General features: G+C 62.5%; 21 protein-coding genes and 3 pseudogenes. 7 read left to right on the plus strand and 17 right to left on the minus strand.

Features of this window, described 5'->3' with window-relative positions; all coding sequences use genetic code 11:
- Positions 1-4: 4 nt before the first annotated feature.
- From KBY70_RS05090 to KBY70_RS05135, 10 genes are all read right to left on the minus strand, one after another.
- Positions 5-880: a hypothetical protein gene (locus KBY70_RS05090; protein WP_254987648.1), complete on the minus strand. Its 876-nt coding sequence runs from the start codon at positions 878-880 to the stop codon at positions 5-7.
- Positions 877-1,920: a type IV toxin-antitoxin system AbiEi family antitoxin gene (locus KBY70_RS05095; RefSeq protein ID WP_254987649.1), complete on the minus strand. Its 1,044-nt coding sequence runs from the start codon at positions 1,918-1,920 to the stop codon at positions 877-879. The genes KBY70_RS05090 and KBY70_RS05095 overlap by 4 nt, the downstream gene beginning before the upstream one ends.
- 115 nt (positions 1,921-2,035) lie before the next feature.
- Positions 2,036-3,781 carry a DUF262 domain-containing protein gene (locus KBY70_RS05100; RefSeq protein WP_254987650.1) on the minus strand — a complete coding sequence of 582 codons (1,746 nt, stop codon included), beginning with the start codon at positions 3,779-3,781 and terminating at the stop codon, positions 2,036-2,038.
- A gap of 3 nt (positions 3,782-3,784) precedes the next feature.
- On the minus strand, positions 3,785-4,141 hold the full coding sequence (locus tag KBY70_RS05105; protein ID WP_254987651.1) for a DUF86 domain-containing protein: 357 nt from the start codon (positions 4,139-4,141) through the stop codon (positions 3,785-3,787).
- The gene (locus KBY70_RS05110) at positions 4,131-4,442 is read right to left on the minus strand and encodes a nucleotidyltransferase family protein (RefSeq protein WP_254987652.1); all 312 of its coding nucleotides are present in this window, start codon (positions 4,440-4,442) and stop codon (positions 4,131-4,133) included. The genes KBY70_RS05105 and KBY70_RS05110 overlap by 11 nt, the downstream gene beginning before the upstream one ends.
- Positions 4,439-8,623 (minus strand): Eco57I restriction-modification methylase domain-containing protein, encoded by a 4,185-nt coding sequence (locus KBY70_RS05115; RefSeq protein ID WP_254987653.1) that lies wholly within the window; start codon positions 8,621-8,623, stop codon positions 4,439-4,441. Before KBY70_RS05115 ends, KBY70_RS05110 begins: the two co-directional genes overlap by 4 nt.
- Complete coding sequence (locus KBY70_RS05120; protein ID WP_254987654.1) at positions 8,623-9,018, minus strand: HEPN domain-containing protein; 396 nt, start codon at positions 9,016-9,018, stop codon at positions 8,623-8,625. Before KBY70_RS05120 ends, KBY70_RS05115 begins: the two co-directional genes overlap by 1 nt.
- Positions 9,011-9,340, minus strand: a complete 330-nt coding sequence (locus KBY70_RS05125; protein WP_254987655.1) for a nucleotidyltransferase domain-containing protein — start codon at positions 9,338-9,340, stop codon at positions 9,011-9,013. The genes KBY70_RS05120 and KBY70_RS05125 overlap by 8 nt, the downstream gene beginning before the upstream one ends.
- An 8-nt stretch (positions 9,341-9,348) precedes the next feature.
- Complete coding sequence (gene drmD / locus KBY70_RS05130; RefSeq protein ID WP_254987656.1) at positions 9,349-12,627, minus strand: DISARM system SNF2-like helicase DrmD; 3,279 nt, start codon at positions 12,625-12,627, stop codon at positions 9,349-9,351.
- On the minus strand, positions 12,620-14,593 hold the full coding sequence (locus tag KBY70_RS05135; protein WP_254987657.1) for a nuclease-related domain-containing DEAD/DEAH box helicase: 1,974 nt from the start codon (positions 14,591-14,593) through the stop codon (positions 12,620-12,622). Before KBY70_RS05135 ends, drmD begins: the two co-directional genes overlap by 8 nt.
- A gap of 246 nt (positions 14,594-14,839) precedes the next feature.
- On the opposite strand from KBY70_RS05135, the gene KBY70_RS05140 reads away from it, so the two are divergent.
- Positions 14,840-15,352, plus strand: coding sequence for a hypothetical protein (locus tag KBY70_RS05140; RefSeq protein WP_254987658.1), 513 nt, complete (start codon positions 14,840-14,842; stop codon positions 15,350-15,352).
- A gap of 458 nt (positions 15,353-15,810) precedes the next feature.
- On the opposite strand, the gene KBY70_RS05145 is transcribed toward KBY70_RS05140, so the two are convergent.
- The 6 genes and pseudogenes from KBY70_RS05145 to KBY70_RS05165 all read right to left on the minus strand — a co-directional run bounded on the left by KBY70_RS05145 (position 15,811) and on the right by KBY70_RS05165 (position 20,325).
- Positions 15,811-16,023, minus strand: a complete 213-nt coding sequence (locus KBY70_RS05145) for a hypothetical protein (protein WP_254987659.1) — start codon at positions 16,021-16,023, stop codon at positions 15,811-15,813.
- A gap of 703 nt (positions 16,024-16,726) precedes the next feature.
- Positions 16,727-18,397 carry a formate--tetrahydrofolate ligase gene (locus tag KBY70_RS05150; RefSeq protein ID WP_254987660.1) on the minus strand — a complete coding sequence of 557 codons (1,671 nt, stop codon included), beginning with the start codon at positions 18,395-18,397 and terminating at the stop codon, positions 16,727-16,729.
- Between the two features lie 131 nt (positions 18,398-18,528).
- Positions 18,529-18,891: an AbrB family transcriptional regulator gene (locus KBY70_RS05155; protein ID WP_254987661.1), complete on the minus strand. Its 363-nt coding sequence runs from the start codon at positions 18,889-18,891 to the stop codon at positions 18,529-18,531.
- 138 nt (positions 18,892-19,029) lie between these two features.
- Positions 19,030-19,167: an excalibur calcium-binding domain-containing protein gene (locus tag KBY70_RS14535; protein WP_409996024.1), complete on the minus strand. Its 138-nt coding sequence runs from the start codon at positions 19,165-19,167 to the stop codon at positions 19,030-19,032.
- A 124-nt stretch (positions 19,168-19,291) separates the two neighbouring features.
- Positions 19,292-19,627, minus strand: a pseudogene (locus KBY70_RS14540) (thermonuclease family protein); the annotation flags it as partial.
- A gap of 59 nt (positions 19,628-19,686) precedes the next feature.
- Positions 19,687-20,325: a hypothetical protein gene (locus KBY70_RS05165; protein ID WP_254987663.1), complete on the minus strand. Its 639-nt coding sequence runs from the start codon at positions 20,323-20,325 to the stop codon at positions 19,687-19,689.
- Between the two features lie 101 nt (positions 20,326-20,426).
- Between KBY70_RS05165 and KBY70_RS05170 the strand changes: the two genes are divergently transcribed.
- From KBY70_RS05170 to bioA, 6 genes and pseudogenes are all read left to right on the plus strand, one after another.
- Positions 20,427-20,597 (plus strand): hypothetical protein, encoded by a 171-nt coding sequence (locus KBY70_RS05170; protein ID WP_254987664.1) that lies wholly within the window; start codon positions 20,427-20,429, stop codon positions 20,595-20,597.
- Positions 20,590-20,913 (plus strand): hypothetical protein, encoded by a 324-nt coding sequence (locus KBY70_RS05175; RefSeq protein ID WP_254987665.1) that lies wholly within the window; start codon positions 20,590-20,592, stop codon positions 20,911-20,913. Before KBY70_RS05170 ends, KBY70_RS05175 begins: the two co-directional genes overlap by 8 nt.
- A gap of 5 nt (positions 20,914-20,918) precedes the next feature.
- Positions 20,919-21,080, plus strand: a pseudogene (locus KBY70_RS05180) (DUF4236 domain-containing protein); the annotation flags it as partial.
- A 142-nt stretch (positions 21,081-21,222) separates the two neighbouring features.
- On the plus strand, positions 21,223-21,447 hold the full coding sequence (locus KBY70_RS05185; RefSeq protein ID WP_409996025.1) for a hypothetical protein: 225 nt from the start codon (positions 21,223-21,225) through the stop codon (positions 21,445-21,447).
- A gap of 427 nt (positions 21,448-21,874) precedes the next feature.
- On the plus strand, positions 21,875-22,846 hold the full coding sequence (locus tag KBY70_RS05190) for a sigma-70 family RNA polymerase sigma factor (protein WP_254987666.1): 972 nt from the start codon (positions 21,875-21,877) through the stop codon (positions 22,844-22,846).
- Between the two features lie 130 nt (positions 22,847-22,976).
- Entirely contained in the window at positions 22,977-24,260 is a 1,284-nt protein-coding gene (bioA, locus tag KBY70_RS05195; RefSeq protein WP_254987667.1) for an adenosylmethionine--8-amino-7-oxononanoate transaminase, read from the plus strand.
- Here bioA and KBY70_RS05200 read toward each other — a convergent pair.
- Positions 24,257-24,517, minus strand: a pseudogene (locus tag KBY70_RS05200) (fasciclin domain-containing protein); the annotation flags it as partial. The gene bioA and the pseudogene KBY70_RS05200 sit on opposite strands and share 4 nt — an antisense overlap.
- Between the last annotated feature and the right edge of the window lie 132 nt (positions 24,518-24,649).

Genomic DNA, 24,649 nt, shown 5'->3' on the forward strand with positions numbered 1-24,649 from the left:
TCGCTCATGACTCTTTCAGTCCGAGTTCCTTGAGCCACTGGTCAACGACACCAAAGGCATCCTGCTGCCACTGATCTGGGGTTCGCTCCTGCAACACATCGGTTTCTTCCACAAACTTGCGGACAGAAGTTGGGCCATAGTCATCGAATGCGCCGAACTTACCGTCGATGTAGCCATACCCCTCCCGGCCTTCGGGTTCGTTCAAAACAGGGCGACATGCTTCGGCCAAGGCCGAGATGCCATCGCGATAATTACGAACGACGTAATATATATCGTAGGCGTCTTTCTGCTTGTGTCGATTCTGGATCGCGAATCCCTTCATGACAAGAAAGGCGGGTATTGAGCAGACGGAGATGGTGACTGTATTTGTGCCTCCTCCCGGCATGCTCCCGCTCAGCCTGAAGTTCTCGGCAAGTCGGATTGCGAGATCTGTCCCGTTGACTCCCTGGACACGAAAGTCCTCGAGCAAAGGTGGATCATTCTTGGCAACCTTGACGTTTCTCTGCATCAGGAAATCAACGACGACTTCAATCGGCGCTGAGCCGTCCTCCTGTGGCAGCTCACGCACAAGCTGGAATGGCTTGAGTTCGGGGTTGAGATCATTTCGCTGTCGATAGCCTTGACCTTTCAGCAATTTGATCAGACTCGCATACTCGCCATCGGCAAGTGCTGAAGGATCAAGGCCAAGGTCGATGTCGAGGCTGCCCACATGAGGCATCTCATCATCGTTCTGGAGTAGCCAGGGAATCAAGCCTCCCACAACCACGAATTTGCCTTTGTAGCTGCCCAGAATCTGGCCTATCTCCAGCAGTACTGATTTAACAGCTTCCGTACTCCTATCGTCGTAGTCAGCAGCCGACTGAGGTTCCAGGGGGCTCATCGTGTCCACCTCAGAAGTTTGCTGCGCAGATGCTCAGCGGCTTCCTTGCTGCGTTCCCCTGCCGCGGAAAGATCAAGGAATGTTTGTACAGGGCTTGTGCAGACGATGCCAGGGGACGGGTGCACAGCATCGAGGAATACACCTTCGTGAGCCGGCATGGTGACGACAACATTGGCGCCATTGACAGCTGGCTGCAGTGCCAAGGTGTGATGCAAGTGCTCCAGCTCCGCAGGCTGACTGAGGAGGTTGTGGGTGGCAATACGCCCATAGGGCGCCAGCCACTTAGCGGCGGTGAAGGACGCCAGCAACACCCCAGGCCGATCCCGCTGATCACGGAACAGCTCCAGGAAGGCATCCTCCAGTCCTTTCCCGTGCAGCGTGGTGTAGTAGCTCATCTTCTTGCCACCCAAACCTGCATAGGCCTCGCTCCAGGCATCAAGCAAGGCATCGGGGTCATTGAGTGCCAGGCCTTCCTGCGTCACGGTGGCCCATTCCCGATTAAGGAGCCCCCTTCGAACGTTACTCACTTGTCCGAGGCTCACCTCTGCCTTTTCCGCGAGTTCTGTGACCCGCCATGGGCGCCAGGGATCTCTGAGCAAAAGCCGCAACACCTGGGCGGCCTTGGGGGTGAACAGGCTCTTGAGATCTCGGCGTACCGAGGCAGGCTTCCCTGCTGCCACCCTCTCAATGAACACGCCATCAAAGACCAGGCGGGCATTGCCCTGCTGATCCAGAAAGGCGACCTTGTGTTCCTTGCAGATGGCCTGGCTGGCGGGGGAGAGGAAGGGAGCGATCAGCAGTGGGATGGCGTCAGGGCAATCCCGCCGTATCGCATGGGTGAGTTCCCAGAGGGCCAAGCGCACATGACGGGGCTGTCCATTGGCCAGCACGGCACAAGCGAGTGGTTGCAGCCGGTCTTCCAGCTGCAGCCCGACGAGGGCATCGATACCGCTGGCGTCCCAGGTTCGCGGCAGAACCGGCTCCACGCTACGGATCACTGGGACCTGGGCCAGCAACTCCAAAAGCAACTGGAGACCCAAGGACTCTCCCTCTTTCAGCTCTAGTGCCTGTTTCAGCAAATGTTGAAAGCCTCCGGGCCTGGCAAGCCTACCCCTGTTTCAGTGTGCGAGCCCATTTCAGCATTTGTTGAAAGCATCACGGGCTCGCCGTGCCTTCGCTCGACCCCAAAAACGTGTTCAGCCGCTCAGCGATCAACCGCCTCCGCTCCGCCAGGAACGCCTTGTAGCGCTCAATAGCGAGCACCTCAGGGTCGGTGGGGATGCACTGGCTCTGGAAGGGTTGCTCGCCATTGGCCTTTTGCACCTCTGGAAAGTAGAGGGCTGGCTCCTTGGCACTGATCTTGCGGTTGGCCTTGCCGCTGATGAAGGCGAGGTTGGCGATGTCGTCGGTCTCGCGGGTGGTGGCTGTGCTCTTGAGAACGGCTTTGGGGAAGATGTGGTGAAACTGCAGCTGGTGGGCATTGCCCACATGGCTGAGGGCGATGACCAGGTTGGAGCGCCAATCGCGGGCGTCTGCAGCTCGAAAGGCCAGGAACATTGTCTTGAACAGGGCGCTGCGTTGGTTGCGGCCTTCCAGCTCTTCTGGGGTGACATCCAACCGGCCCACCTGGGTGCGCAGCCGATCGAGAAGCTCCTGGAAGCCACCGCCATCGCGCAGAGTCTTGAGGTCTTGGTCGAGGAGGGTTTCGCTGGAGCCCCGGCTGTAGCGGCCCTTGGCATTAGCGAGCAACACCCAACGGCGGAGGCCCTTCTCTTCTGCGGCCGCGAGCTTGTAGGAGCGTTGGGCGCCATAGAAGCCCAGGCTGATCAGCAGGAACGGCGAGGCCAGCAGGGCCGGGCTGGTGATGCCGGCATTGCTGCGCAGGAAGTTGATCGCGAATTCCATGCCGCGGCAGCCATCGTCCCAGCCGCTTCTCAGCGCATCCAGGGTGAGGTTGGAAACGGTGAGGAAGCGGGACTGCCCAGTGGCATGGGCGACCAGGTTTTTGAGGTGCAGGCCGAGGTCGATCTCAAAACCGTCTTTGGTGCAATCGGCCTGGAAGGCCTGGAACACGTTCAGGGATCCGCGCCATTTAGCGGTGATCTGGGCAAGGGCAAGATCAGAGCTCCGTAGCTTGGCGCCGAGGGAGTTGACCCGCACGAAGATTTCGGTGACCTCGTCGTAGGAAAGGGTTCGCTCCAGCACATCCATCCGGTAGACGTATTTACGGATGCCGCGCAGACGGGCCAGACGTTGGCTGTATTTCTGATAGCGCTCATCGTCGAAACCCTTCACCCCGGCTTGCTGCAGGAAGGGAGCGTCGCTGTCGATCTTGAACACCTCGCTCACCTTCACCCACTGGGGCAGCTGCTCGAGCTTGCGGGTGGCAACCACGAAGGTCATGCGATCGAAGCGCTTCTGCAGCTCGTCTTCTGTGGCATCGGCTTCATCGTCTGAGGGATCTTCCCCGTCGTCATTCACGTCGACCGGTTCATCAGCGGCATCGGTGCTGTTGTCGTCCACCTCGGTGATCACACTGAGCTGATCGGGGTGCTCCAGGTTGAAGAGCAGCTCGATGGGACGCTGGCGGCCGTTCACCTGAACCGGCTCGCCACGAATCACAGAGGAGAGGGATGTGAGCCGCTGCTGGCCATCAAGCAGGAGCTGGGTTTTGGCGTAGGGATTGGCCTGCTGGCCCACAGCAAAGGCTTGTTCGGGAACGGGCTCATCGGTTTCCCAGATCAAGATGGCGCCCGAGGGATAACCGCGATAGAGGGAATCGAGCAGATCGCGCACGCGGGTGGAACGCCAGACGTAGCGGCGCTGCATTTCGGGCAGGCGAAGCTCACCGCGCTCGATCTTGCTGACGAGTTCTTCGACGGTGGCTTCTGCTTTGGCCATCGCTCAGCGGAGCCCCTCATTGACCTGGCTGAGCAACCGGGTGCAGTGCTCGATCAGAACCGGCAGATCCGTTTGGATGGCACCCCAGACCACGGCATGACTGACATTCAGATACTCATGGGTGAGCAGGTTGCGGAAGTCGATGATCTGCCGTCCTTCCGGGATCGCGGCAAACAGTTGTGGATCCCGCTGTGCCAGCATCTTCAGGGCTTCACCGATGATGATGAACTCACGCTCGACGGCTGAACGAATCAGCCTCGATTGGCTGTAGCCAGCTTCGTCAATCGTGTTGGTTGCGTCCTGGATGGCTGCTGCAGCCTCCAGGATGTCGCTCAGATAAGCCCGGGGGTCACGCTGCATAGATCTGCTGCCGGCTGGCCTCGATGGCCTGCTTGACGTAGGGGTTGCGGACGGCATCGGCCATTACCAGATCGACGCGGGATGCCAGGCGGTGCTGCAGGTCGTTCAGGAGCGCGAAGTAAGCCTTGTAAAGGCTGGCGGGATCAAGCGGCTGGAACTCCACCAGCAGATCGATGTCGCTTTCTCCAGGCCGGTAATCGGGCCTCAAAACGGAGCCGAACACATCCAGCCGCGCCACGTGATGCCGCTGGCAGGCCTCAGCGATGGCGTCGAGCTGTGGCTGGGCGAGGGCGATGGTCATAGCGCCAGTCCGATCTGGTCAGTCTGGCCGGAATCGGGCTGGGGATTCCGGGGCGGCCGACCGCGCCGCCGCCCAGTGCCTGAACCACCAGAGCTTCCGCCGCCGCCACGGCCTCGGCCACCACCATGGAGGCCCTGATCCACTTCCTCCTGGTACCGCTCGGCATTCAGCGCCAGTAAGCGGGCGAGCACGTCGTCGCGCACGGCATCGGGCCAGCGGTAGCGCCAGGGCAGTTTGCGGCGGCCGCTGATGGCGCCGTAGGCCTCCAGCTGGCCCTGGAAATCGAGGGCATCGTTGGCATCCCAAAAGAACAGGTCGCCACTGTCGATGCGCTCCTGCAGTTCCTCGGGGAGCTGGGCGTCATCTTCGGTGTCGAGGTAGTCGAGGCCGAAGCCGCAGGCGGTGGGCACATTGCTCCAGCCGTAGGCCTGCAGCACCGTCTGATCCATCTCGCCGTGGAGGCGGCGCAGCTCCAGCAGCTCGGGGCTGGTTTCGGCTGGATCGTGGAAGCGGTTGTAGGTGCTGGTGAGGCCTTCATTGTTGGCGACCATCAGCTCGGCTCGGAACTGGTGGTAGTGCTCGCCGATGGCTTCGAGGTTCTGCCGGGTGGATTCGTAGGCGGGATCGTTGGCGTTGGCATCGAGCAGTGATGCGGGGAAGGGGAAGGTTTCGAAGCAGTCGGAGGGGTTATAGCGGGACAGATCCATTGCGGATCCACTGAATGACCGAGCCCATATCTCATGTATACGCGAACCAACAAGGCTTCGAAATATAATATCGACAACGGGGAAAACGATCAGCGAGTGGGCGAATACGCTTTTAGAGGAAAGGGTGCCGAAAACACAATGCGTATAAGCCTGAGCGCTAATAACTATTACTAGGTCAACATGCGCAGTTGCGGCCTCAAGCGCAGGCCTCGCATTCCAGAACTTCCACCATTCATGGACCATTCGAGGATATTTCTTGCCGTCTTTTTTCATCCGCTCTGGCCTGACTTTGCGTTCCAAGATTGTCATTAATTCTGGCCACTCCTGCCGGCACGCCTCCTCGCTCCGCTCCCCAAAGTTGATTACATAGCGGTGATGCGCATGGGTGGGGCTGCTGTTGACCTCCTCGCCCCCGATGTAGGGGAAGATCACTTCTGCATTCTTCGGGTTCTCATCGATCAGCCGCTCCATCGTGGCGATCGGTGAGGGGATGCCAGGCGTGTCGTCATCGGCCGGACCTGAATCATCGAAGGTGAAGCCCATGCCCAGCACGATCGAACCCTGGAAGCTCTTGCCGGCATTGGCCGCCAGCTGCTTCGGATCCTCATGGCCCCCGTTGACAAACAGGAAGGCCGTGATCTGCTCCACCGGTCGCCGCTCCAGCAGCTTCACGCCGGCATAGGCACCCTTGTGCAGGTGCACCACGCTGACCACCACGGCTGCCACGCCCGGCCACTTGTAGCGCTTGCGGGCCGCGTAGATCGTGCCGCCATGCAGGCAGATCCAGCGAAGGCCGCTGGTTCGCGTATCGCCTTCGGCAATAGTATTTGTAGCAATAAGCCCCATCGCGCCATCTGGGCGAAGTAACTGGAAGCAACGACGGAAGAAGTGCGCCACTAGATCGGCGTTCTTGGTGGCTTCCGAGTGCAGCTCGATCAGCCAGGTGTTATAGGTCTCCCCTTGGATCTCGCTGACGCGCTTGCCTCCCACAAACGGCGGATTGCCCACAAACACATCAAAACCACCGCGCTCCTCACCGAACACCTCCGGAAACTCCAGATCCCAGTGAAACGGCGTGATCCCCTTCTCGCCTGCCGCCAGTCGCTCGCGGATCTCCTGGATCGAACCCTGCAGCGCCGCGTCGTTGAAGTTGCCGCTGAGCAGTGCCAGATACACCTGCTGCTTGTCGGGTCGGTCTTTGGGTTTGGGTGCATCAAAGAAGGCCGCCACCATCAGATCGCCGGCCTGGCGTAGACCTTCACTGGCCTGGGTCTGCTCTTTCAGCAATGCCTTCTTGCGGTCGTAGCCCGCATCGGTGAGGCTGTCTTCCGCGAAGCTCTCGCGCCGGGCCAGGCCCATCCGATCAAACACCTGGTTCTGCTCATTCAGGAAGCCCAGCTGCACTTCCTGCATTGCCGCCTGGATCTCCCGCACGGAGTACCCCACCAGCGAATCGCCGCACTTGAGGGCGTGATCCACAAAGGTGAACGGTAGGTCTTTGCTGAGCGTCACCAGCCAGAGGCTCAGGCGCGCCAGGTTCACCGCAAACGGGTTCTTGTCGACCCCATACAGGCAGCGCTGGGCCACAAGCCGGCGGGCCACCGTGTCTTTATCCGCGTCTTGCCGGAAGCCCTCGGGATAGCCATCCCGCTCCCAGGCCTGCACCAGCCAGCCCGCCAGATAGCGGCATACCGCCACCAGAAAGGCGCCCGACCCCATCGCCGGATCGCACACCTTCAGCGCCAGGATCTGTTCCGCCGTGGGCTGGTGGTTGCAGCGCTCCAGCCAGGGGCGGAAGGCCTCGGCCACGATCGGTTCGGTGAGCGCCCTTGGTGTGTAGTGGCTGCCACTGCGGCGCCGCTCGGCCGTGGGTTGCAGGATCAGTGAACCCGCCTGCAGGCCGTTGGGCGTGTGGGGGGAGAGTTTCTTGTCGAGCGCCGCGCACAGCTCGGCCAGGGTGGTGGCGGCTTTGAGCTCTTGTTTCACCTTGGCCGGCAGCTTCAGCTTCACGCCGGCCTGCTCATCGAGCCAGGCTTCGCGCTTGGCGCCACTTACCGCCAAGAGCTCCTCGGCATTCACCACCACGGTGATTTTGATCTTCTGGCGTGGGGGGTTGTAGGTGATTCCCACACTGGGCCCGGTGGCCTTCTCCACCATGAAGCCCATGATTCCCTCGTACACCGAGCCGATCTGTTCCACATCCAGAGCCCGGTAACTCAGGATCTGGCCGTCGAGCAGCAGCAGCTTGGTGAGCACCTGCTCCACCACGTCGTCGCTGATGGACGGCACCGAGGTCAGCGGCCCATCGGTGTAGGCCGTGTCCGCCGTGCGTCCTTCCAGGAAGAGGTAAGTCTCCGGATCAAACAGATCGCCATGCCGGGCCGGGAGATAGGCCTCGGTGGAGCCGCCGCCGTCGTAGACGAGGCGGAACAGGCTCAACAGCGTGGCCCAGGCGCCACGCCGGCCTTCCATGGCGTTTTGGTAATCCGCCCGGTCTTGCCGCAGCCGCTGGGCCAGGCCGCCCACGCTGTAGTGCTGGTCGTAGCGCGAATCGGTGGGCATCAGCTCTTCGTCTTCGGCGTAGAGCAGGAACACCAACCGCAGCAGCACGGTGATCAAGCCGCCGTAGATGTGGCTGGGGTCGTTGGCCGCCAGCCCTGCGGCATCAAAACCGCGCAGCAGGATCCACAGCGCTTCCAGCACCTGCTCGGCCAGGCGAGTGCTCACCTCGTTCTGTTCTTTGCGGCTCTGCTCCATGAGCGGCCGCAGGCGGGTGTTGCTGGCGCCGCCTTCGAACAGGCGGTCTGGCCCCAGCAGCATCTGCAGCGCCGCCAACATCGGCCGCCCGTCGACCGTCGTCATCGGCTCCAACGGGAAGGTGAGGTGGCCGCTGGATTCGCCCCGCGGTGCATACACCAGCCGCAGTGCCACCCCATTCCAGAGCAGGCCAATCGGGTGTTCGCTTTCCTTGAGCAGCCGCTCCAAGCGCTGCTGCGGTGTGGCCTCCCAGCTGCGCCGGCCATCAGCTCCTTTGGGCAGCGCATCGAATGGGGTGCCCAGGGGCAGCTCCTGCACCAGCAGCTGGGCCTTGAGCGGCCCCTCCCCCTGGCTGGGGTCAGGCACGAACCAATCGGGGCGGAGCACCTCGTCGTACTCATCGAGATGCACGGCCACCAGCGCCGGCAGCTCCTCGGGCTTGCGGAGGTCGCCGGGCTGCCAGGCCAGAACTTCCTCACAGAACAGCTCAAAGCTGGGGGCCACACTCAGCCACTGCTCGCTCGCGGCCTGGTCGCTAACGGGTTGGTCTTCCAGCAGCTGCTCTAACCGTTGCTGCCAGTCGGCCAGCACGGTGGTGGCACTCTCCGGGAAGACCCCCAACCGGTTGAGCACCACAGGCTCCACCACCAGGCCCACCGGTTGGGCCATGCCCTTCCACTCTTCGTGGGTGTGAACACCAGGGGTGCGTGGGGGCATCAGCGGCTACCCCCCAGACGATCCAACAACCGCTCCTTCAGATCAGCAGCGATCGACTGAATCAGCGGCAGATCAATGTCGGGCTCGGGCTCACTGGGATCGGGATAGCGAAAGTCAACGGCAGCCAACGACAGCCGGTTGAGATCGATCGATGCAGCACTCCAGCCGGCGTCTGCCTGCTGCAACAGATCAGAGAGCTCCTTCAGGTTGTGAGTTTTGGGCACAGGCGATTGCAGCCGCATCAACTCCGCCTTGAACAGCTTCTCGATGCATTGCTGCAGGTGAAAGCAGATGCTGCGCGGGTTACCACCAGCACTGGCCAGGATCTGACTGTCCTGCCAGTCGTCATCTGCGTACCGGATCCAGGCCTCCACCAACGGGGTGAGCTCAGCCATGGAGCACTTCGCCGTGATCCAGGGCCTCACGGATGAACGGATCGCCCCAGCCATATCGCTGTGCTGCGGCTTCGGGTCTGCACAGCAACAGGTCAACCGGAAACGAGGGTGCACCCAGCTCAAGCATGGCCAGGCGCTGCTCAAATGAGCTGCCCTCAAACGGCATCACCACAAGGATGTCGGCGTCGGAATCCCAGCGCGCTTCACCACGGGCCTGGGAGCCAAACAGGATCACTTTCTGAGGCGCAAAATGCTCCACAAGCCGCTGGGTGAAGCTCCTCAGGGCCTCACGGGTCACCAGGGGGGGCGGAGTGGCAGCCATGGGCTCCATCATCGCGCCGCCTCCAGCGGCCAGAGCACAATCGCGCCGGCCGGCTCGATGCGGGGGGCTGTGGCCACCTCAAAGGTGCGCCGGATGGCAGCCGGCTCCAGCTCCAGATCCCGCTCAATCCGCGTCAGCCGTTTGTCCCAGTAAGAGCGGTTGTCGCGCAGCTGCCTGAGTTCGTGGTCGGCAAAGCCGAAGGCCAGCTGATCGAAATCGCTGTCGTGCTTGGTGCGGGTTTTGAGGATCCGCTCCCGCTGCTCCTGCAGCACCTTCACGAAGGCGTTGGCCTCGTCGTCGGCACGCCTGGCCAGCTGGTCCTTGGCCCGTTCAGCCCGTTCTGTGGCGAGGGCTTCTAGGCGGTCCTTGAGTTGGGCCACGTCGGCCGGCAGCTGGACGCGCAGTTGGCGCTGGATGGTTTCATCCACCGATGGGAGACGTTCACGCAGGCTGGTTTCCAGGTCGGCCAGGGCCATGTCCGTCTTGGTGGCGTTCAGCACCCGCAGCCGCCGGGCTGGATCGGCCGGGTCCCATTCGGCCACCAGTTCCAATACCTCGTCGTGCAGGCGTGCAGCGCCGTGGCCATAGAGCGACATGCGTGCCAACAGGATCAGCTTGGCGGTGTCGTCGTGGGTGGCGATCACCGCGGCCCGGCTCAGCTCTTCTCCCTGGAACCCCCGCACCAAAAAGCGGTTGAGCAACCGTTGCACCAGGGGGTGTTCCAGATGCAGGTGCACCCGGTCGGCATTCACCTCCTTGGGGTCCTTGAACACCACCGGCTGCGGCACCGTGCTACGCCGCCACTCCCAGAGCTTCTCGCCAGGGCGGCGGGGACGCCGCAGCGCATCCAACACGTCTCCCCAGCTCTGCTCGCCACCAGGCAGCTCATCGGCCGCCGGGAAGATCCATTCGGCCCGCTCGGGATCGGCCTGGGCTGCTGCTGGATCTTTGGCTGTCAGCTGCGGCACTGATCCGCTCCCTACCCCGCTCCCCTGGGCGCTCACCCGCAGGCTGGTGTTGAGCGCATCGCGGAAGAGATCACTGCTGAAGTGGAGCCAGTCTTCTGACTTCTGCAGCGCCTTCTCCAGCCGCGCCACCTGCTGGCGGAGCTCGTCCTCCCGCTCGCGGCTGTTGTCTTCCAGCTCCAGGTTGACCAGGGCCTGGCGGTGCTTGTAGCCCTCCTCCTGATCCACACCCTGGATCTGCGCGATCGCCTCGCTGATCTTGGTGGGATTGATGCCCTTGGCCAGCAGCTCACTCAGCCGGCCCACCACCACCGGCGGCAGGGAGCCGAGGGTTTTGCGGATCTCCTCGGTTTTCTTGACCAACACGTCGAGCACCCGGTCTTCCTCGCGGTCGGCCAGCACGAAGTAGTGGCAGAACACCTCTGGGGCGCGCTGCAGGGTGCGGTCGATGCGGCCGTTGCGCTGCTCCATCCGCCCCGGGTTCCAGGGCACGTCGAAGTGGAAGAGGTAACGGCAGTTGTTCTGCAGGTTCACCCCCTCCCGCGCGGCATCGGTGGCGATCAGGATGCGCAGGGGATCCTGATCGGGCGGGCTGTTGAAGCTGCGCTTGAGGGCTTCCCGTTTCTCATCGCCGATGCCGCCGTGGAAGGTGGCGATGCGTTCCCGTTCCCTGTCGCTGCCGGCGATTAACGACTCGATCTGCTCCTGCAGCCAGCGCTTGGTATCGGCGTACTCGGTGAAGATCAACAGCCGCTCGCCGTTCCACTCGGCTCGCTCCTGCCCCAGATCCGGGCAGAGGTGCTGCTGAATCCAGCGGCGTAGGTAGGTGATGCGGGCATCAGGCTCGTAGCGGGCGCGCTCGCTGATGCGCTGCATGTCCTTGAGCAGCGCCCATTCCTCGGGCCCTGCTCCCAGTTCGGTGGTAGCCAGGGCCAGCCGATGCTCCTGCTCAGCTTCCCGCTCGACGCTGTCTTCATCGGCGTCGGCGCGCTCGTCGTCGCCATCGATGCCCTGCTGCAGCAGCTTCAGCTGCTGGGGGTCTCGGGCCGTGCGCAGGCGTTCGCCCGCATCCCGCCGCCGCAAGGTGTCGCAGTGCACGCCAAGCGTGCGGTGAAAGGCCTCGATCGAGCTAAGCAGCCGTTTCTGCAGGTTGGTGACCACCAGCAGCTCGGCAGCGCGCTGTTTACTTCCCGCACCCTTGAGCCGCTGCTCCCTCATCGCCCGGTAGGCCTTGAGCAACCGGGCCAGTTCCAGCTCAGGCGTAGAGGGATCCAGCCCCTCCAGCACCACGGGCTCCACCACACGCTTGGGCAGCTCCTCGCCGATCTGGCGCAGGTCTTCCTTGAGGCGCCGCACCAACACGGGCTCAAGGTCAGCCTTGTTGCGCACAGGCACCCCGCGGCAGAAGCGGGTGGGATCCAGGATTTCCAGCAGAGCCGAGAAGCTGTTGCTGTGGCCGTTGTGGGGCGTGGCCGACAGGAACAGCTTGTGCTCGAAGCAGCCGGCCAGGCTGCGGATGGCCCGGGTGAGCTTGGAGTCCACCGCAATCTTGGAGCCGCTGGAAGGAGCGGCGTTGTGGGCCTCATCGAGGATCAGCAGCGCTTTCTCGCCATCTCCCAGCCAATCGCGCAGGGCCCCGGCGTAGTCCTCATTGCGCACCAGCGCCTGGCTAAGGATGAAGCGGGTATGGGTCGCCCAGGGGTTGATGCCCCAGCCCCGCTCGCGCCGCATCCGCGACACGTACTCGCGGTTCATCACCGCAAACGGCAAACCGAAGCGGCTCTCCATTTCGCCCTGCCACTGCAGCACCACCGACGGCGGGGGCACCACCACCACCCGCTGCACCTTCTGACGCAGGAGAAGCTCGCGCATGATCAGCCCGGCTTCGATCGTCTTGCCCAGGCCGACGTCGTCTGCGATGAACAGAGCCACCCGCGGCATGCGCAGGGCCTTACGCAGCGGCTCCAGCTGGTAGGGCTTCACATCGATCCCCGCCCGCAGAGGGGACTGGAACAGACCCGGGTCGGTGGCCGTCACGCAGTTCCACTGCAGCGTGTGAAGGTAGCTGGAGAACACCTGCGGATCATCGAACCCCCGCTGCCCGATCGTCTCCCAGGTGCTCTGACCCAGGACCCGGGCATCCACCTCCCGCTCCCAGAACACCTCGGTGATCTGCCCGTTGGCGTCGTCATCCAGACAGGCCAGGCGCACCACGGTGTCGCCGCCGGTCGCTGGGTCTTGCACATCCTCCACCAGGTGGTTGTGGCTACGGCAAAACACAACGCAACCCTTGGTGGGCTTGGTTTGGAGCCGCTCAGGCATGGATCACCTCCAGGCCAAGGGTGTCCCGTTCCTGGGCGAGGTGGGCGCCGAGACGGCTAGTTGATGAACAGATCAACGTGAGGTGATCCTGCGCGCGGGTCATCGCCACGTAGAGCTCTCGGAGATCACGAAGCTGCTGCTCGAGATTGGCGGTGTCAAGGGCTCGATCAAAGTCTTCTAGCCAGAGGAGGTAGACGCTCTTGAACTCCAAGCCAAGAGCTGACTGGGTGGTGATCAATCGAATGCCAGGCTGGTTAATCCCATAGCTACTCCTGGTGGTCGCATCACGTGTTACCCAATAGAGTGCTTCTCCATTGAGTTGACGCGCAGATTGAGTGAGCAAGCGTTGAATTCGATCTGAAAACTTGCCGCCGCCATAGCGATAAATCAATGCGATGCTCTTTGCCTCCACTCCAGAAGCGATCTCCTGCTTACACGCACCAAGGGCCAGTTGCTCAACACTTGAGACTGATTTGGCAAGGATGAGCTTTGGCGTGCCTCCGTGTCGATCAGATTGATCGGGAATGACCACAGGGAAAGCCTCTTCTGCCTCAGGCTCTGAGGCCACAAGTGTTGACAACGTGCTCCAGGCACACGCAAGGATCTCCCTTGTATTTCGATAGTTCTTCTTGTAAATCCTTGTGCGTCCGCGGGCGTTGATGCCAACCGATGCCCAGCTAAACCGTTTTCGTTTGCGCAGCTTTTGACTGGCGTCATTCACAATGAGCAGAGACCCTTCATCAGGCTCTTTTAGGGAGGCTTTTAGTGCCTTGAACCAGGAGGGATGCATGATATGGGCTTCGTCCACCAGGATGGCGTCATAGCGCAACTCAGGGCGAGCCTCTAGCTTTTCCATAACCAGAGTTGCCAGCTCCTCGTCAACATCGTCTTCATCACGGCTTCCGTATTGAGGAAGAGATCCGCAAATGGCTTTTGCCCAGCCGTGGAAGTGCCTGGCTTCAACACCAGGTGAGCAGAGCTTTGCCACAACTCTTTTGCCGCCATGCACAACGGAGCGGATATAGGCGGCGAGTGTAACGTTGAAACAAGTAATCAGCACCCTCTGATCAGGGTTCCCCTCAAGGAGCCACTTCGCTCGGGCTGTGAGAATCAGAGTCTTGCCTGATCCTGCAACACCACTGAGGATTCGGTGGCCGTCGCCAAGCTGCTTGGCCGCCCGCTCCTGCTGTAGATCAAGTGTCTTGATGATGGTCGCATCTTCAGGCACGGGGCCTGGCAGGTTCCAGCTCTGCGGTGTTGCTGGAACGCGCTTCACCGAGGTTGAAGGGTTAAGGACTGCCCTGATGGTCTGAATCTGATCGTCGGTGAGCGGGGGAAACCTGAACTTGGCTCGGCTATCGAAGAGCTCCCAGAACTGTGCGATCACCTGTCGGTCGCTCAGGTCCGACCAGGATTCAATATCATCAGCAAAAAGGATTGACTCCTGCAAGAAGACAGGAGCAAGGTTGGTGCCGAACAGGTCTTCTTGTTCAATCTCAGACCTGGTCATCCCAGTCATGATAGCGCATCGGCCCATAGGAAAGCTGAGTTTTCCGTAGTTAACGCCTTGCTGATTGTTCACCAGGATTGACTCGGCCTTGAGCTTGTCCATCAAGGCGTATTTGTAGCTTTCGGCCTGCTTAAGGGGATGGGTGTGAACCTGCTCCCTTGCTGGACTTGCGCTAGTCGCAGGCCACTCCACGAGGGCCTGATTGCTATCAGCTTCCTTAATCATTCCTCTTGACCACCCCTTGGCTTCTACAACCAGTAGGCCATGGGTGTCTGAGAGAATGACAAAGTCTGGCTTGGATGTTGTTGCACTCGGCTCGTGCCAAGCAATGAAATTGTCTGGTAGCGCATCGCGAAAAGCGTTGAACAGAAACTTTTCACCTCTTGGTGCAGCTGACAGAACGCTGTCTGGAATCATCTCGGCCATGCTCAGCCTCCCAGTAATGGCGACACTCATGGCAGAGCAGCGGCAGGCTGTCCGCGACGGTAATGAGAGCTTCGTTCGCTCTAACACAGGAAGCCCACCCACTTTTGCTTACTGACACGTCCTGTAGGGACTGGGCCGTCTCGGGTGCGCTGCTGAGCCTTGCTAGTTGCCTCTGCGAAGCCTGTGCTGCACTGAGTGATGCAGGTCTTGTATAAAGCGATGACCACACTTTCTCCAGGGCTAAGCTAGAGTTCCATTGGATCTTCTAGCTGTCCCATGACCCGCGACCGCGACCCCTTCCGCATCCCCCAGGCTGGCCTCGAGGTGGCACCGCTGGCTGGCTTGGCCTCAGTGGATGTGAACCTCAACGGCGGCAGCTTTACCGGCGGTGAGTTTGTGGCGGAGTCCACACTCGGCGGGGTTGTGGTCTACGCCATCTACCAGGCCCTGCTGACCGGACTGCGCACCGAGGCGCTGCGCAAGCGTGGCACCATCACTCGGGGGGTGCAGATCCAGATGGTTGCCAGCACAGTGTGGGAGTCGGTGAAGCAGGGCGCTGCCGTGAGTCTGGTGCTGGGGGTGGTGCTGCTGATCTTCCCCTGGCTCGGCTTCCCTCTCTCAGTGCTCGGGCTGGTAGGGATGGGCAAGGCCTCACTGGATCTGTTCCACGCTTTCTGGGATGGGCTCGACGAAGTTCAACGTGCCGAGCTACTGGCTGCAGCTATGGAGGCCGGCGTCAACCTGCGCCGATTTATCGATGGCCAAGCGCCTGGGCTTCAGGGCACTTGATTTGCGCTATCACCACTCATGCCCATAACGGGCATGGCGAATTGCGTGATCGCCAGCGCCTTGATCTACCGACCCTTCCTCAGAAGACACACGCCCCATTCGTGTCAGATGTCTACGGGTAGATCAGATCGCCAGCCCGGCGGGCATTGCCGAGCACCTGCGGCAAACGTCCAGCTTTGCCGCCAGTGGGGTTGCACCCAGCCTCATGCCTGCTGATCTTTGGAGCCCAACCAGGAGCTAATGAGCGAAGCCAACCCAGCTGACGATCCATATGTGCGGGTCAGCCTTGACCTGCGCCAATCCACCTTGGACTGGCTCGAAGGGCTTCGGAAGGAGATGGGTTTGCGCAGCCCGGGGGACTTAGCCAGCCGTCTGCTCGTAGATCTCGCGCGTCCCGCTGACGAGGTTTAGCTGCCATCTGAGCAAAGCCGGAGGCAAACAGCCTCCGGCCAGGCGCCTCAGAGCACCTGCACCCGTGCCTGATGCCCGAGCACCCGCTGCTGATTGGCGGCCAGGATCAGGGCCTCATCGCGGGGCAAGTAGTGCGGCTCAGCTGAGATGTACCCCTCGCGATCGAGGAAGAGCACCCGCAGGAGCTCACCGGCAGCCCCGAGGAGATGCATCGAGATGATGCGGATCGGGCAGGTGCTGCTGGGAGGAGTGGCGGCCATGGCTGAGCTGGCGAACGACATCGCCGTCTGGCCCCGGTGTGATCAGCAGCGCGCAGGGGTCGCGCAGCGACTTGCGTTAGCCCTTGCGCGCTGCTGCTGCCGGGGCAGACCAAGGGGAGTGCTCGCCAGCCCCATGGCCCACCACCTCTTTCAACTGCGCCAGCCGCGCTACTTGCCAGCAGCGAGCCCCTTGTAACGTCTCATCAAAGTGTTCCTAGCGATACAGATGGCGGCACCCTGCGCTGGCCATGGTGATTAGCCAAGCAGGAGAGATATGCAGGCATCTGGATCCACTGCTCGGCGCAGCACAGCAAGTCAGTCGCTTGAGCGCAGCTACAGCTCGACGGTCAGTACAGCTCCCTTGATGACGCCATCGCTGATGCCATCGAATGGATTGGTCTCTTTAGTGAGCCCGACCATCCCAGCAGCTGGATTGGGGTGGAGGTAAGCAGCACCAATGGCGACTGGCGCACCTGCCGCCTGCCGGGACCCCTGCTTTGTCCGCTGCCGCGCTTAGCTACAAGCCTTAATCACCATTTCCTTTAGAGCTGACAACAGAAAACCCCCAGGACAGAAGAGGAATTCTGGGGTTGATCCTGCGTCGATGCGCGCAGAAGCAGAGCCCGCTTGTATTACTCCATAAGGCTAAATCTTCTCCGGCAAAGCATTCATGACGCGGCTATTTCCGCGTACGAGTTTCTCTTTAAAAGAGTCCAATCGTCTCGCCGTTCTCGTCGATGTCGATCCCAAATGCGGCAGGCTGGGTGCCGAAGCCCGGCATCAGGAGCATGTCGCCGCAGAGAGGTACCAGCATCCCGGCGCCCGAATAAACGCGGATGTCGCGGATTGGCACCGTGAAGCCCGTGGGGCGGTTCAGCTGTTTCGGATCGTGCGAGAGCGAAAGGTGTGTCTTCGCCATGCAGATCGGTAGGTGGGCGAGGCCCTGCTTCTCATAGCGTGCGATCGCCTCCTTCGCGGCGGGCGCAAGATCGATCCCGCCGGCACCGTATATGGTCTTCGCGATTTTCTCGATCTTCGTCGCGATCGACTCGTCGTCGGTGTAGAGCATCTGGAAGTCCGACTCGGCTTCCGCAGCAGCGGCGACAACCTCGGCGAGCTCGATGGTGCCCTCTCCACCTTGGCCGAAGCCGTTGTGGATTGCGGCGCCAAAGGCACCGGCCTCGAGCGAGCGGGTCTTGATCAGCTCTAGCAGCTCGGTCTCGTCATCGGGACGTGTGTTGATGGCGACGACTGGCTGGATCCCGAATGCGCGGACGTTCTCAATGTGCTTCGCGAGGTTCGCCAAGCCCGTCTCGACCTCGGCTTCCATCTGCGACATCTCCGCCTTCTCCCGCCAGTCGCAACCACCGTGATGGCGCAGCGCGCGCACGGTTGCGACTATCACGACCACGTGCGGCCTGAGGCCGCCGACTCGGCAGACGATGTCCATGAACTTCTCCATCCCGAGATCGGCAGCGAAGCCCGACTCGGTGATCACGAACTCGCCCAGCTTGAGAGCGATGCGATCGGCGATGACGGAGTTGTTGCCGTGGGCGATGTTGGCGAAAGGCCCGGCGTGCATGAAGCAGATCTGACCTTCAAGGGTTTGCACGATGTTCGGCTTGATTGCGTCCTTTAGGAGAACCGCCATCGCGCCTGCGACCTTGATGTCCTCCGCCGTGACGGGCTCACCATTGGGGGTGTATCCGACGGTGATCGCACCAAGCCTCTTGCGCAGATCGTGGAGGTCGGTCGCGAGCGCCACGATCGCCATCACTTCGCAGGCGGCAGTGATGTCGAACCCCGATTCGGTAGGAATGCCGTTCTTCCCGCCGCCGAGTCCGCCGACGATGTTCCGGAGCTGACGGTCCGTGACGTCGACCGCGCGGCGCCAGGTGACGACTGCGATCTCCGGTTTGTGCCGGTGGAAGCGGTGCGCATCGACGAGGGCCGATAGGAGGTTGTTCGCGGCGGTGATCGCATGCGTGTCACCTGTGAAGTGGAGGTTGATGTCCTCCATCGGCACGACCTGGGCGTACCCGCCGCCAGCAGAGCCACCCTTGACGCCGAAGACAGGCCCGAGCGATGGCTCACGAAGCGCGAGGATCGCGCGCCTGCCGATCTTGCCGAAACCTTGCGTTAGCGAGACCGACGTCGTGGTCTTCCCCTCACCGGCGGGGGTTGGCGTAATTGCCGTCACGTTGATCAGCTTCCCGTCCGGTACTCCTGCGAGACGATCGAGAATGGAGAGATCGACCTTGGCCTTGTAGCGACCGTAGAGCTCGAGCTCGTCGGGCTCTATGCCTACCTCGGCTGCGACATCGGCAATGGGGCGCATAACTGCTGCCTGCGCGATTTCGAGGCTTGAGAGCATGGGTCGAGCCTTTCTGAAGGTACTAGTGGCTTTCAGCAGCGGCTGCAAGCTCAGAAACGAGATTGTCGTTGTAGAAACACACCAGCATGAACGTCTCGATCAGCTCGGGCGTCTTGCTCACTAGCAGCTGCTCACTCCTCTTCTGGGCTGCCCAAAGGAATCAACTTGATCTGCTTGCGGCCCAGCTTGATCTCAAACTCATCGCCGGGTAGGAGGTCGAGCACGGCTGTGTAGGCCTTACCTACCAGCAGGTTGCCGTTGCCCTGAACAGTTGCCACATAGCTAAGGCTGCGCCCACCCTTGCCCCGGCCGGCGCTATCGGCGCCGAGGCTTACACCCTTGGCACCGAGCAGGGCCTCATAGAACGCAGTGAAGTTGAGGCGCTCACTGCCATCTTTTTTGGTGCTCACATAGCCGCACTCACGCACGAGCTCGGACTTGGAGACATCGCCTAGCTCCTTGACCTTGGCGAGCAGTTCGGATCCGGTGAGCATGATGATATTTGCCTGATTTTCAGAAGGTACCAAACTCAGATGCTGTGTCAATCCAGTACATCAGCAGGCAAGCCATTACTGCTACAGACTTCTGTAAAAACCAGTAGTGCAGCTACGAAATATGGCAAACGATGACTGTCAGCGGAGTGCTTCGCAGGCTTCTCCATCGCCATTTCCATCTAGATAGCCGTGCCCTTGCCGCAGCAACTGCTGGGCCTTGGCGTAAGAGCCGATCTCTGAGCAGCGGGTAGCGGCGTCCGCCGGGAGTGGTGCCATCAGGGATGGCGGCTGAACGCCGTCCGCGGCGGAAGTCCCAGGGGCGGGTGATGCCGCCCTCTACCTGCCAAACGCCAAAATGCCGCCGGCTGGCTCGGTATTCCGCGTCCAGATACTCCTTGGCATCGCAGCCGCTCAGGTACTGCCGATACGCGAATGCCTGACCGTCTTCCACCAGCGCCAGGTTGATGTTGATGTCCGAGATCACCTCGGCAACCGAACGGCCGTAGCGATCGGTGGTCTTGACTTCGAGCCTGACCTCGCGCCCGACAGGGAGCCTCTGCTGCAGGTAGCTGCGAGCCTGCTGCCCGTGGGGGCTCTGGGCAGTCTCTGGGGCATCGATGCAGGCCAGCCGTACGGTCAGGGCTTTGCCGGCCTGGCGAACGCGGATGGTGTCGCCATCGCCGATCGAGAGCACGATGGCGCTCAAGCCTTGTTGCTCAGCCAGGCCTGCTTGCACGCCCAGCCAACCCAGGCCCAATACACCGATTGCTGAGCAGAGCCGCAAAGCTGAATCGCTCAACGCATCCCGGAGCTTGGGGCTGTGCGCTCGAGCAGCAGCTCCAACTTGCGGTCCTGACGCTCCAGCGCGGTAAGGAAACCTGCAACGGTCATGCCAAGGACAGTCAGCCAGGCCAGTGATGTCCAAGCGATGATTCGCCACAGCCCTTTGTGCTCATCGTTGGCAGGCTTTGCAGCAGGGCTCTGAGTAGGGCTGGGCAGATCAGTACCAAGATCTAGAACCAGTCGCAGCAGGGCTTCTGGAGTTGCTGCGACCAGTGCGCTGGAGATGTCCGATGCAGGCACCTGCTGGGATAGCAACTCACGGCAGTGCTGGAGCCCACCCCCTGCCCAAAACAGGCCCCAGGCCCGTTTATCGAGCTGCAAGGCCACCCAGCGGTGCGGGCGGGCGTCATTGCGGATCAACTGCGCAGCCTTGGCCAGGCTCCAGCTGCGGCCAGCAGCCACAGATGGCTGGGACTCCAGCAGCAACCGACCTTGGGGGTCACGGGTGTAGCCAGTGACGACCTGCAGGGAGAAGACATCAATGACCTGAACTTTGCTGCCTGGCTTGCGCTGCTGCACCTCCGGCGACCAGAAGACCAGCGCCCCGCGCTCCTCAGCTAGGCAGCCCTCCATCTGGGTGTTGGTGGGCATCGCGCGCTCGCGCCTCGGCTACTGGTTGCTCAAGTCTGCCCCCATTGCTCTTGCACAAGAGCAGCAGCAGACCGATCGTTGGAACTCCCAGCCACCTGCAAATGTCCCCAGGCGATTCCAGTGACGATCCCTATGTGCGGATGAGCCTTGAGCTGCGCCAATCCACCGTGGTGTGGCTGGATGACTTGCGCAAGGAGTGGGGAATCCGCAGCCGTGGTGACCTGGTGAGCCGCCTGCTCGATGAACTGGCAAAGCCCACCACCGATGAGTAAGCCACTGTTGATTGCCGTCGGGATCCTGCTCAGTACCAGCGCAACGCTGGCCCAGCAGCCGGTGCAACCGCTGCCCAAGGCGGGAGGCTGCCCGCTTGGCTACTACAGCTCTGGCGGCTACTGCGTGCCCAGCTCCGGTGGCAACACCCGCGGCGCCATTGAGAAAAGTGGTGCTGGCTGCCCGCTGGGTTTTTATTCCTCTGGCAACTACTGCCTCAGCAGCCCTAGTAACGAGCGGGAAGCGATCCAGAAAAGCGGCAAGGGATGCCCGCTGGGCTGGTATTCATCAGGCGGCTATTGCGTCAAGAGCCGCTGATCGCCATGGGCTTCCGCTTTCGACGCTCCGCCCGCCTGGGCCCACTGCGTTTCAATTTCAGCAAGGGTGGATTGAGCTCCATTTCCGTTGGTGGGAGGGGCGCTTCGTTCAACATCCCCGTCGCCCGTAGTGGTGGTGCGCGCACCACGGTGGGAGTTCCTGGCACCGGTCTGAGCTGGAGCGTGGAGCACGCGCCGGTTCGTCCAGCTGTGATCCCTGCCGGGAGAGCGGAAGGGCTACCCAACAGCCGCCGGTGGCACAGCCATTGGGCTGCAGCTGATCAGCGGTGGAGCCGATCGCAGCGAGCGGCTGTTTCAGCGCTATCGAGCCGACCTCTGGGAAAAGGCCGCGGTGCTGGGGTTCCTGCTGGTGGCCCTGCCGGCCCTGCTCGGGGTCAGGCTCGGCAGCAGCGGCTTTGGCACGCTGCTCAGCGGTGGCTGGATCCCCCTGCTCAATTTGCTGGTAGCTCTGAAGGTGACCCTGGGCTCATGGGCCATGGTGCAGCGGCTGGTGCGGCACCGCGGGCTGCTCTGAGCGGGGGCACGTCGTCACCATCGGCTGAGCCCAGCAGCAGCTCGTCCAAGCCAGTGCTCTTGCAGGGGCATCCGTTGCAGGGTGCTTTTTTGGTTTGGCCCCAATTCTGGGAGAGGAGATCGCCAAACGATCAGAGCTGTTGATGTGAATCCAGCATTGATCTTTGCACTGTGATACCCAACCTGGGCCCTGATTCGTTAAATGCAGCGAGATCCCAGACCTCCCCCCAGCCATCTCCACAGACGTTCCCCCCGCAACGACAGCGTTGACGGGCTTGATTCGTCCAAATCAGCTGCCTCCCAAAGGATCCCATCAATGATGAGTGCTCCTGATCACCATGATTGAGGTTGCTTTTCAGGCAGCAAAACGCCTCCAAATAGGCGCCACAGTGATTAAGGTTTCGCGACTCACAGCGGATATCCACCCGATGCCTGCGCCACAGAAGCTCCGCCGCGGAGACTGCGACGCGATCAGCCGGCACTTGCGTGCCATCGGTCGGGTGCCCCTGCTCACGCCTGAGGAGGAAATCAGCCTGGGGCGGGCCGTGCAAAACGGCCAAAAACTGCTGGAGACAGCGGAAGAAATGAAGCTGCGCTGCGGCGGCCAGGAGCCCTGCCTGCAGGCCTGGGCCCTGGAGCTGGGCCTGACACCCCGTCAATTGCAGCGCCAACTGCGGCAGGCAGAGCGCGCCCGCGAGCAGATGGTGACCGCCAACTTGCGGCTGGTGGTGAGCATGGCGCGGCGCTACAGCCGTGGGCGCCTGGAACTCGACGACCTAATCCAGGAGGGGACCCTCGGCCTGATCCGCGCTGTCCAGCGCTACGACCCAAGCCGGGGCTATCGGTTTTCCACCTATGCCACCTGGTGGGTTCGCGAAGGCCTGGGCCGGGCCCTGCAGCAGCAGGGCCGCAGCATCCGACTGCCGGCCCACATGCAAGACCGCCTGCAGCGTCTGCGGCGCTGTCAGCAGGAACTGCGCCAGATGCTCGGCCGCGAAGCCAGCCTCGAGGAGCTGGCGGACGCCACCGAACTCAAACCGCTGGATATCCGGGAAGCACTGTTCCGCGCTCAGGAACCGCTCAGCCTCGACAGCGGCCACGGTTCGGAAGAGAAGCTGCGCCTGCTCGACACGCTGCGCTGCCAGGCCCAGCTGCCCCAGGACATGCTCACGGCCCATCTGTTGCAGAGCGACCTGGGGGCACTGCTCGAGGAGCTGCCTGCCCATGAAGCCGAGTTGCTGCGGTTGCGCTACGGCATCGACCAACCCGCACCCCTCAACCTCAGCGCCATCGCCCGGCAGATGGGCATCAGCCGCGACCAGGCCCGGGGGGTTGAACGCCGCGCCCACGCAGCGATCCGGCGCCTGTCGCAACGGGTGATCGACTATCTGGAAGCCTGATGCCCATGCGCCGTCCGCAATCTCTCCGCAGCCCGCATGAGCTGAACTACGGCCCAATGCCATGTGAATGGGACCAAGAGCGGTGCATGCTGAGCGGCGGCCGGCATGGCTGACACCGCGAGCTGACACCATGAGCTGGCACCCCCACCTCTGGCACCCCACCACCCAGGTGGCCACGAGCCCCGAGCCGCTGCAGGTGCACTCCGCCCGCGGCAGTGAGCTGGTGCTCGCCGATGGTCGCCGCCTGATCGATGCGATCAGCAGCTGGTGGGTGACCCTCCATGGCCACGCCGAGCCCGCCATTGCGGCGGCGATTGCCCGCCAGGCCCAGCAGCTGGAGCAGGTGATCTTCGCCAACTTCAGCCACGCCCCCGCCGAACAGCTGGCCACCCGGATCAGCGCCCTGACGGGCCTCGAGCGGCTGTTCTTCTCCGACAACGGCTCCACCGCCGTGGAAGTGGCGCTCAAGATCGCCTGGCAGTGGTGGCGCAACCAGGGCAGTGGCGACGCGGCGGGACTGCGCCGGCAGGTGATTGCCTTCGAGGGGGCGTACCACGGCGACACCTTCGGCGCGATGGCGCTGGGGGAGCGCTCGCTGTTTACCGACCCCTATGAGCCCCTGTTGTTTGCCGTGGCCCGTGTGGCCTGGCCCCACAGCCACTGGGGCGACGACGCGGTGGAGCAACGGGAACACCACGCCCTGCGCCAGCTCGAGCGGGCCCTGGAGACGCCCACCGCCGCCGTGATCCTCGAACCCCTGATCCAGGGGGCCAGCGGCATGCGGGTGGTGCGGCCGGCCTTCCTGCGGGCCGTGGCCGAGCGGGTGAAAGCCGCCGGCGCCCTGCTGATCGCCGATGAGGTATTCACGGGCTTCAGTCGCACGGGCGACCTGTTCGCCTGCCGCCGGGCCGGCATTCAACCCGACCTGATGGCCCTCTCCAAAGGCCTCACCGGAGGCTTCCTGCCGATGGGGGTGACGATGGCCAGCGAGCGGCTCTACCAGGGCTTCATCAGCGAGCGGCCCGAAGCCACCTTCTTCCACGGCCACAGCTTCACCGCCAACCCCCTGGGCTGTGCCGCGGCGCTGGCCAGCTTGGATCTGCTCCAGGCCCACCCCGAGCGCTTCCAGCAGTTCGAGCTGCGCCACACGCCCCTGCTCGAGGAGCTGGCCCAGCACCCCTTGGTGCGGCGGCCGCGCTGCGTCGGCACCATGGCGGCCTTTGATGTGGAAGCTGGCGAGGCCAGCTACCTCAATCCCGTGGGCAAACAGATCCAGCGCCACTGCCTAGAGCAGGGCGTGTACCTGCGCCCGCTGGGCAACGTGGTGTATCTGCTGCCGCCCCTGGGGATCAGCACCCCCCAGCTTGAGCAGTGCTACGGCGCTCTGCGTTCAGCCGTCGACGCCCTGGCTTAACCCGGCAGGATCACGCGATCGATCACGTGCACCACGCCGTTGTCGCAGGCGATGTCGGCCGTCACCACGGTGGCGTTTTTCACCTCGAAGGGATCGGCGCGGCGGATCGGGATCGGGGCGCCTTCCAGGCTCGGCAACTCCGGCTGCGCCACCAGGGCCTCCCGGGTGTAGGCACCGGCGATCACGTGATACTTCAGGATCCGCGCCAGCTGAGGTGGGTTGTCCACCAGGGTCTGCACCGTGCCGGGGGGCAGGGCATAGACGCCGTTGCGCACCAGCAGCTGGGGCAGGTGCAGCACCAGCCCCATCAGCACGGTGGTGGGCAGCACCATCAGCCACAGCACCTCTGCCGAGCGGTGGGTGAAGGGGGTGGGACGCCCGCCCCAGAT

Source organism: Cyanobium sp. ATX 6E8, from assembly GCF_024346335.1.
Taxonomy (GTDB): domain Bacteria; phylum Cyanobacteriota; class Cyanobacteriia; order PCC-6307; family Cyanobiaceae; genus Cyanobium_A.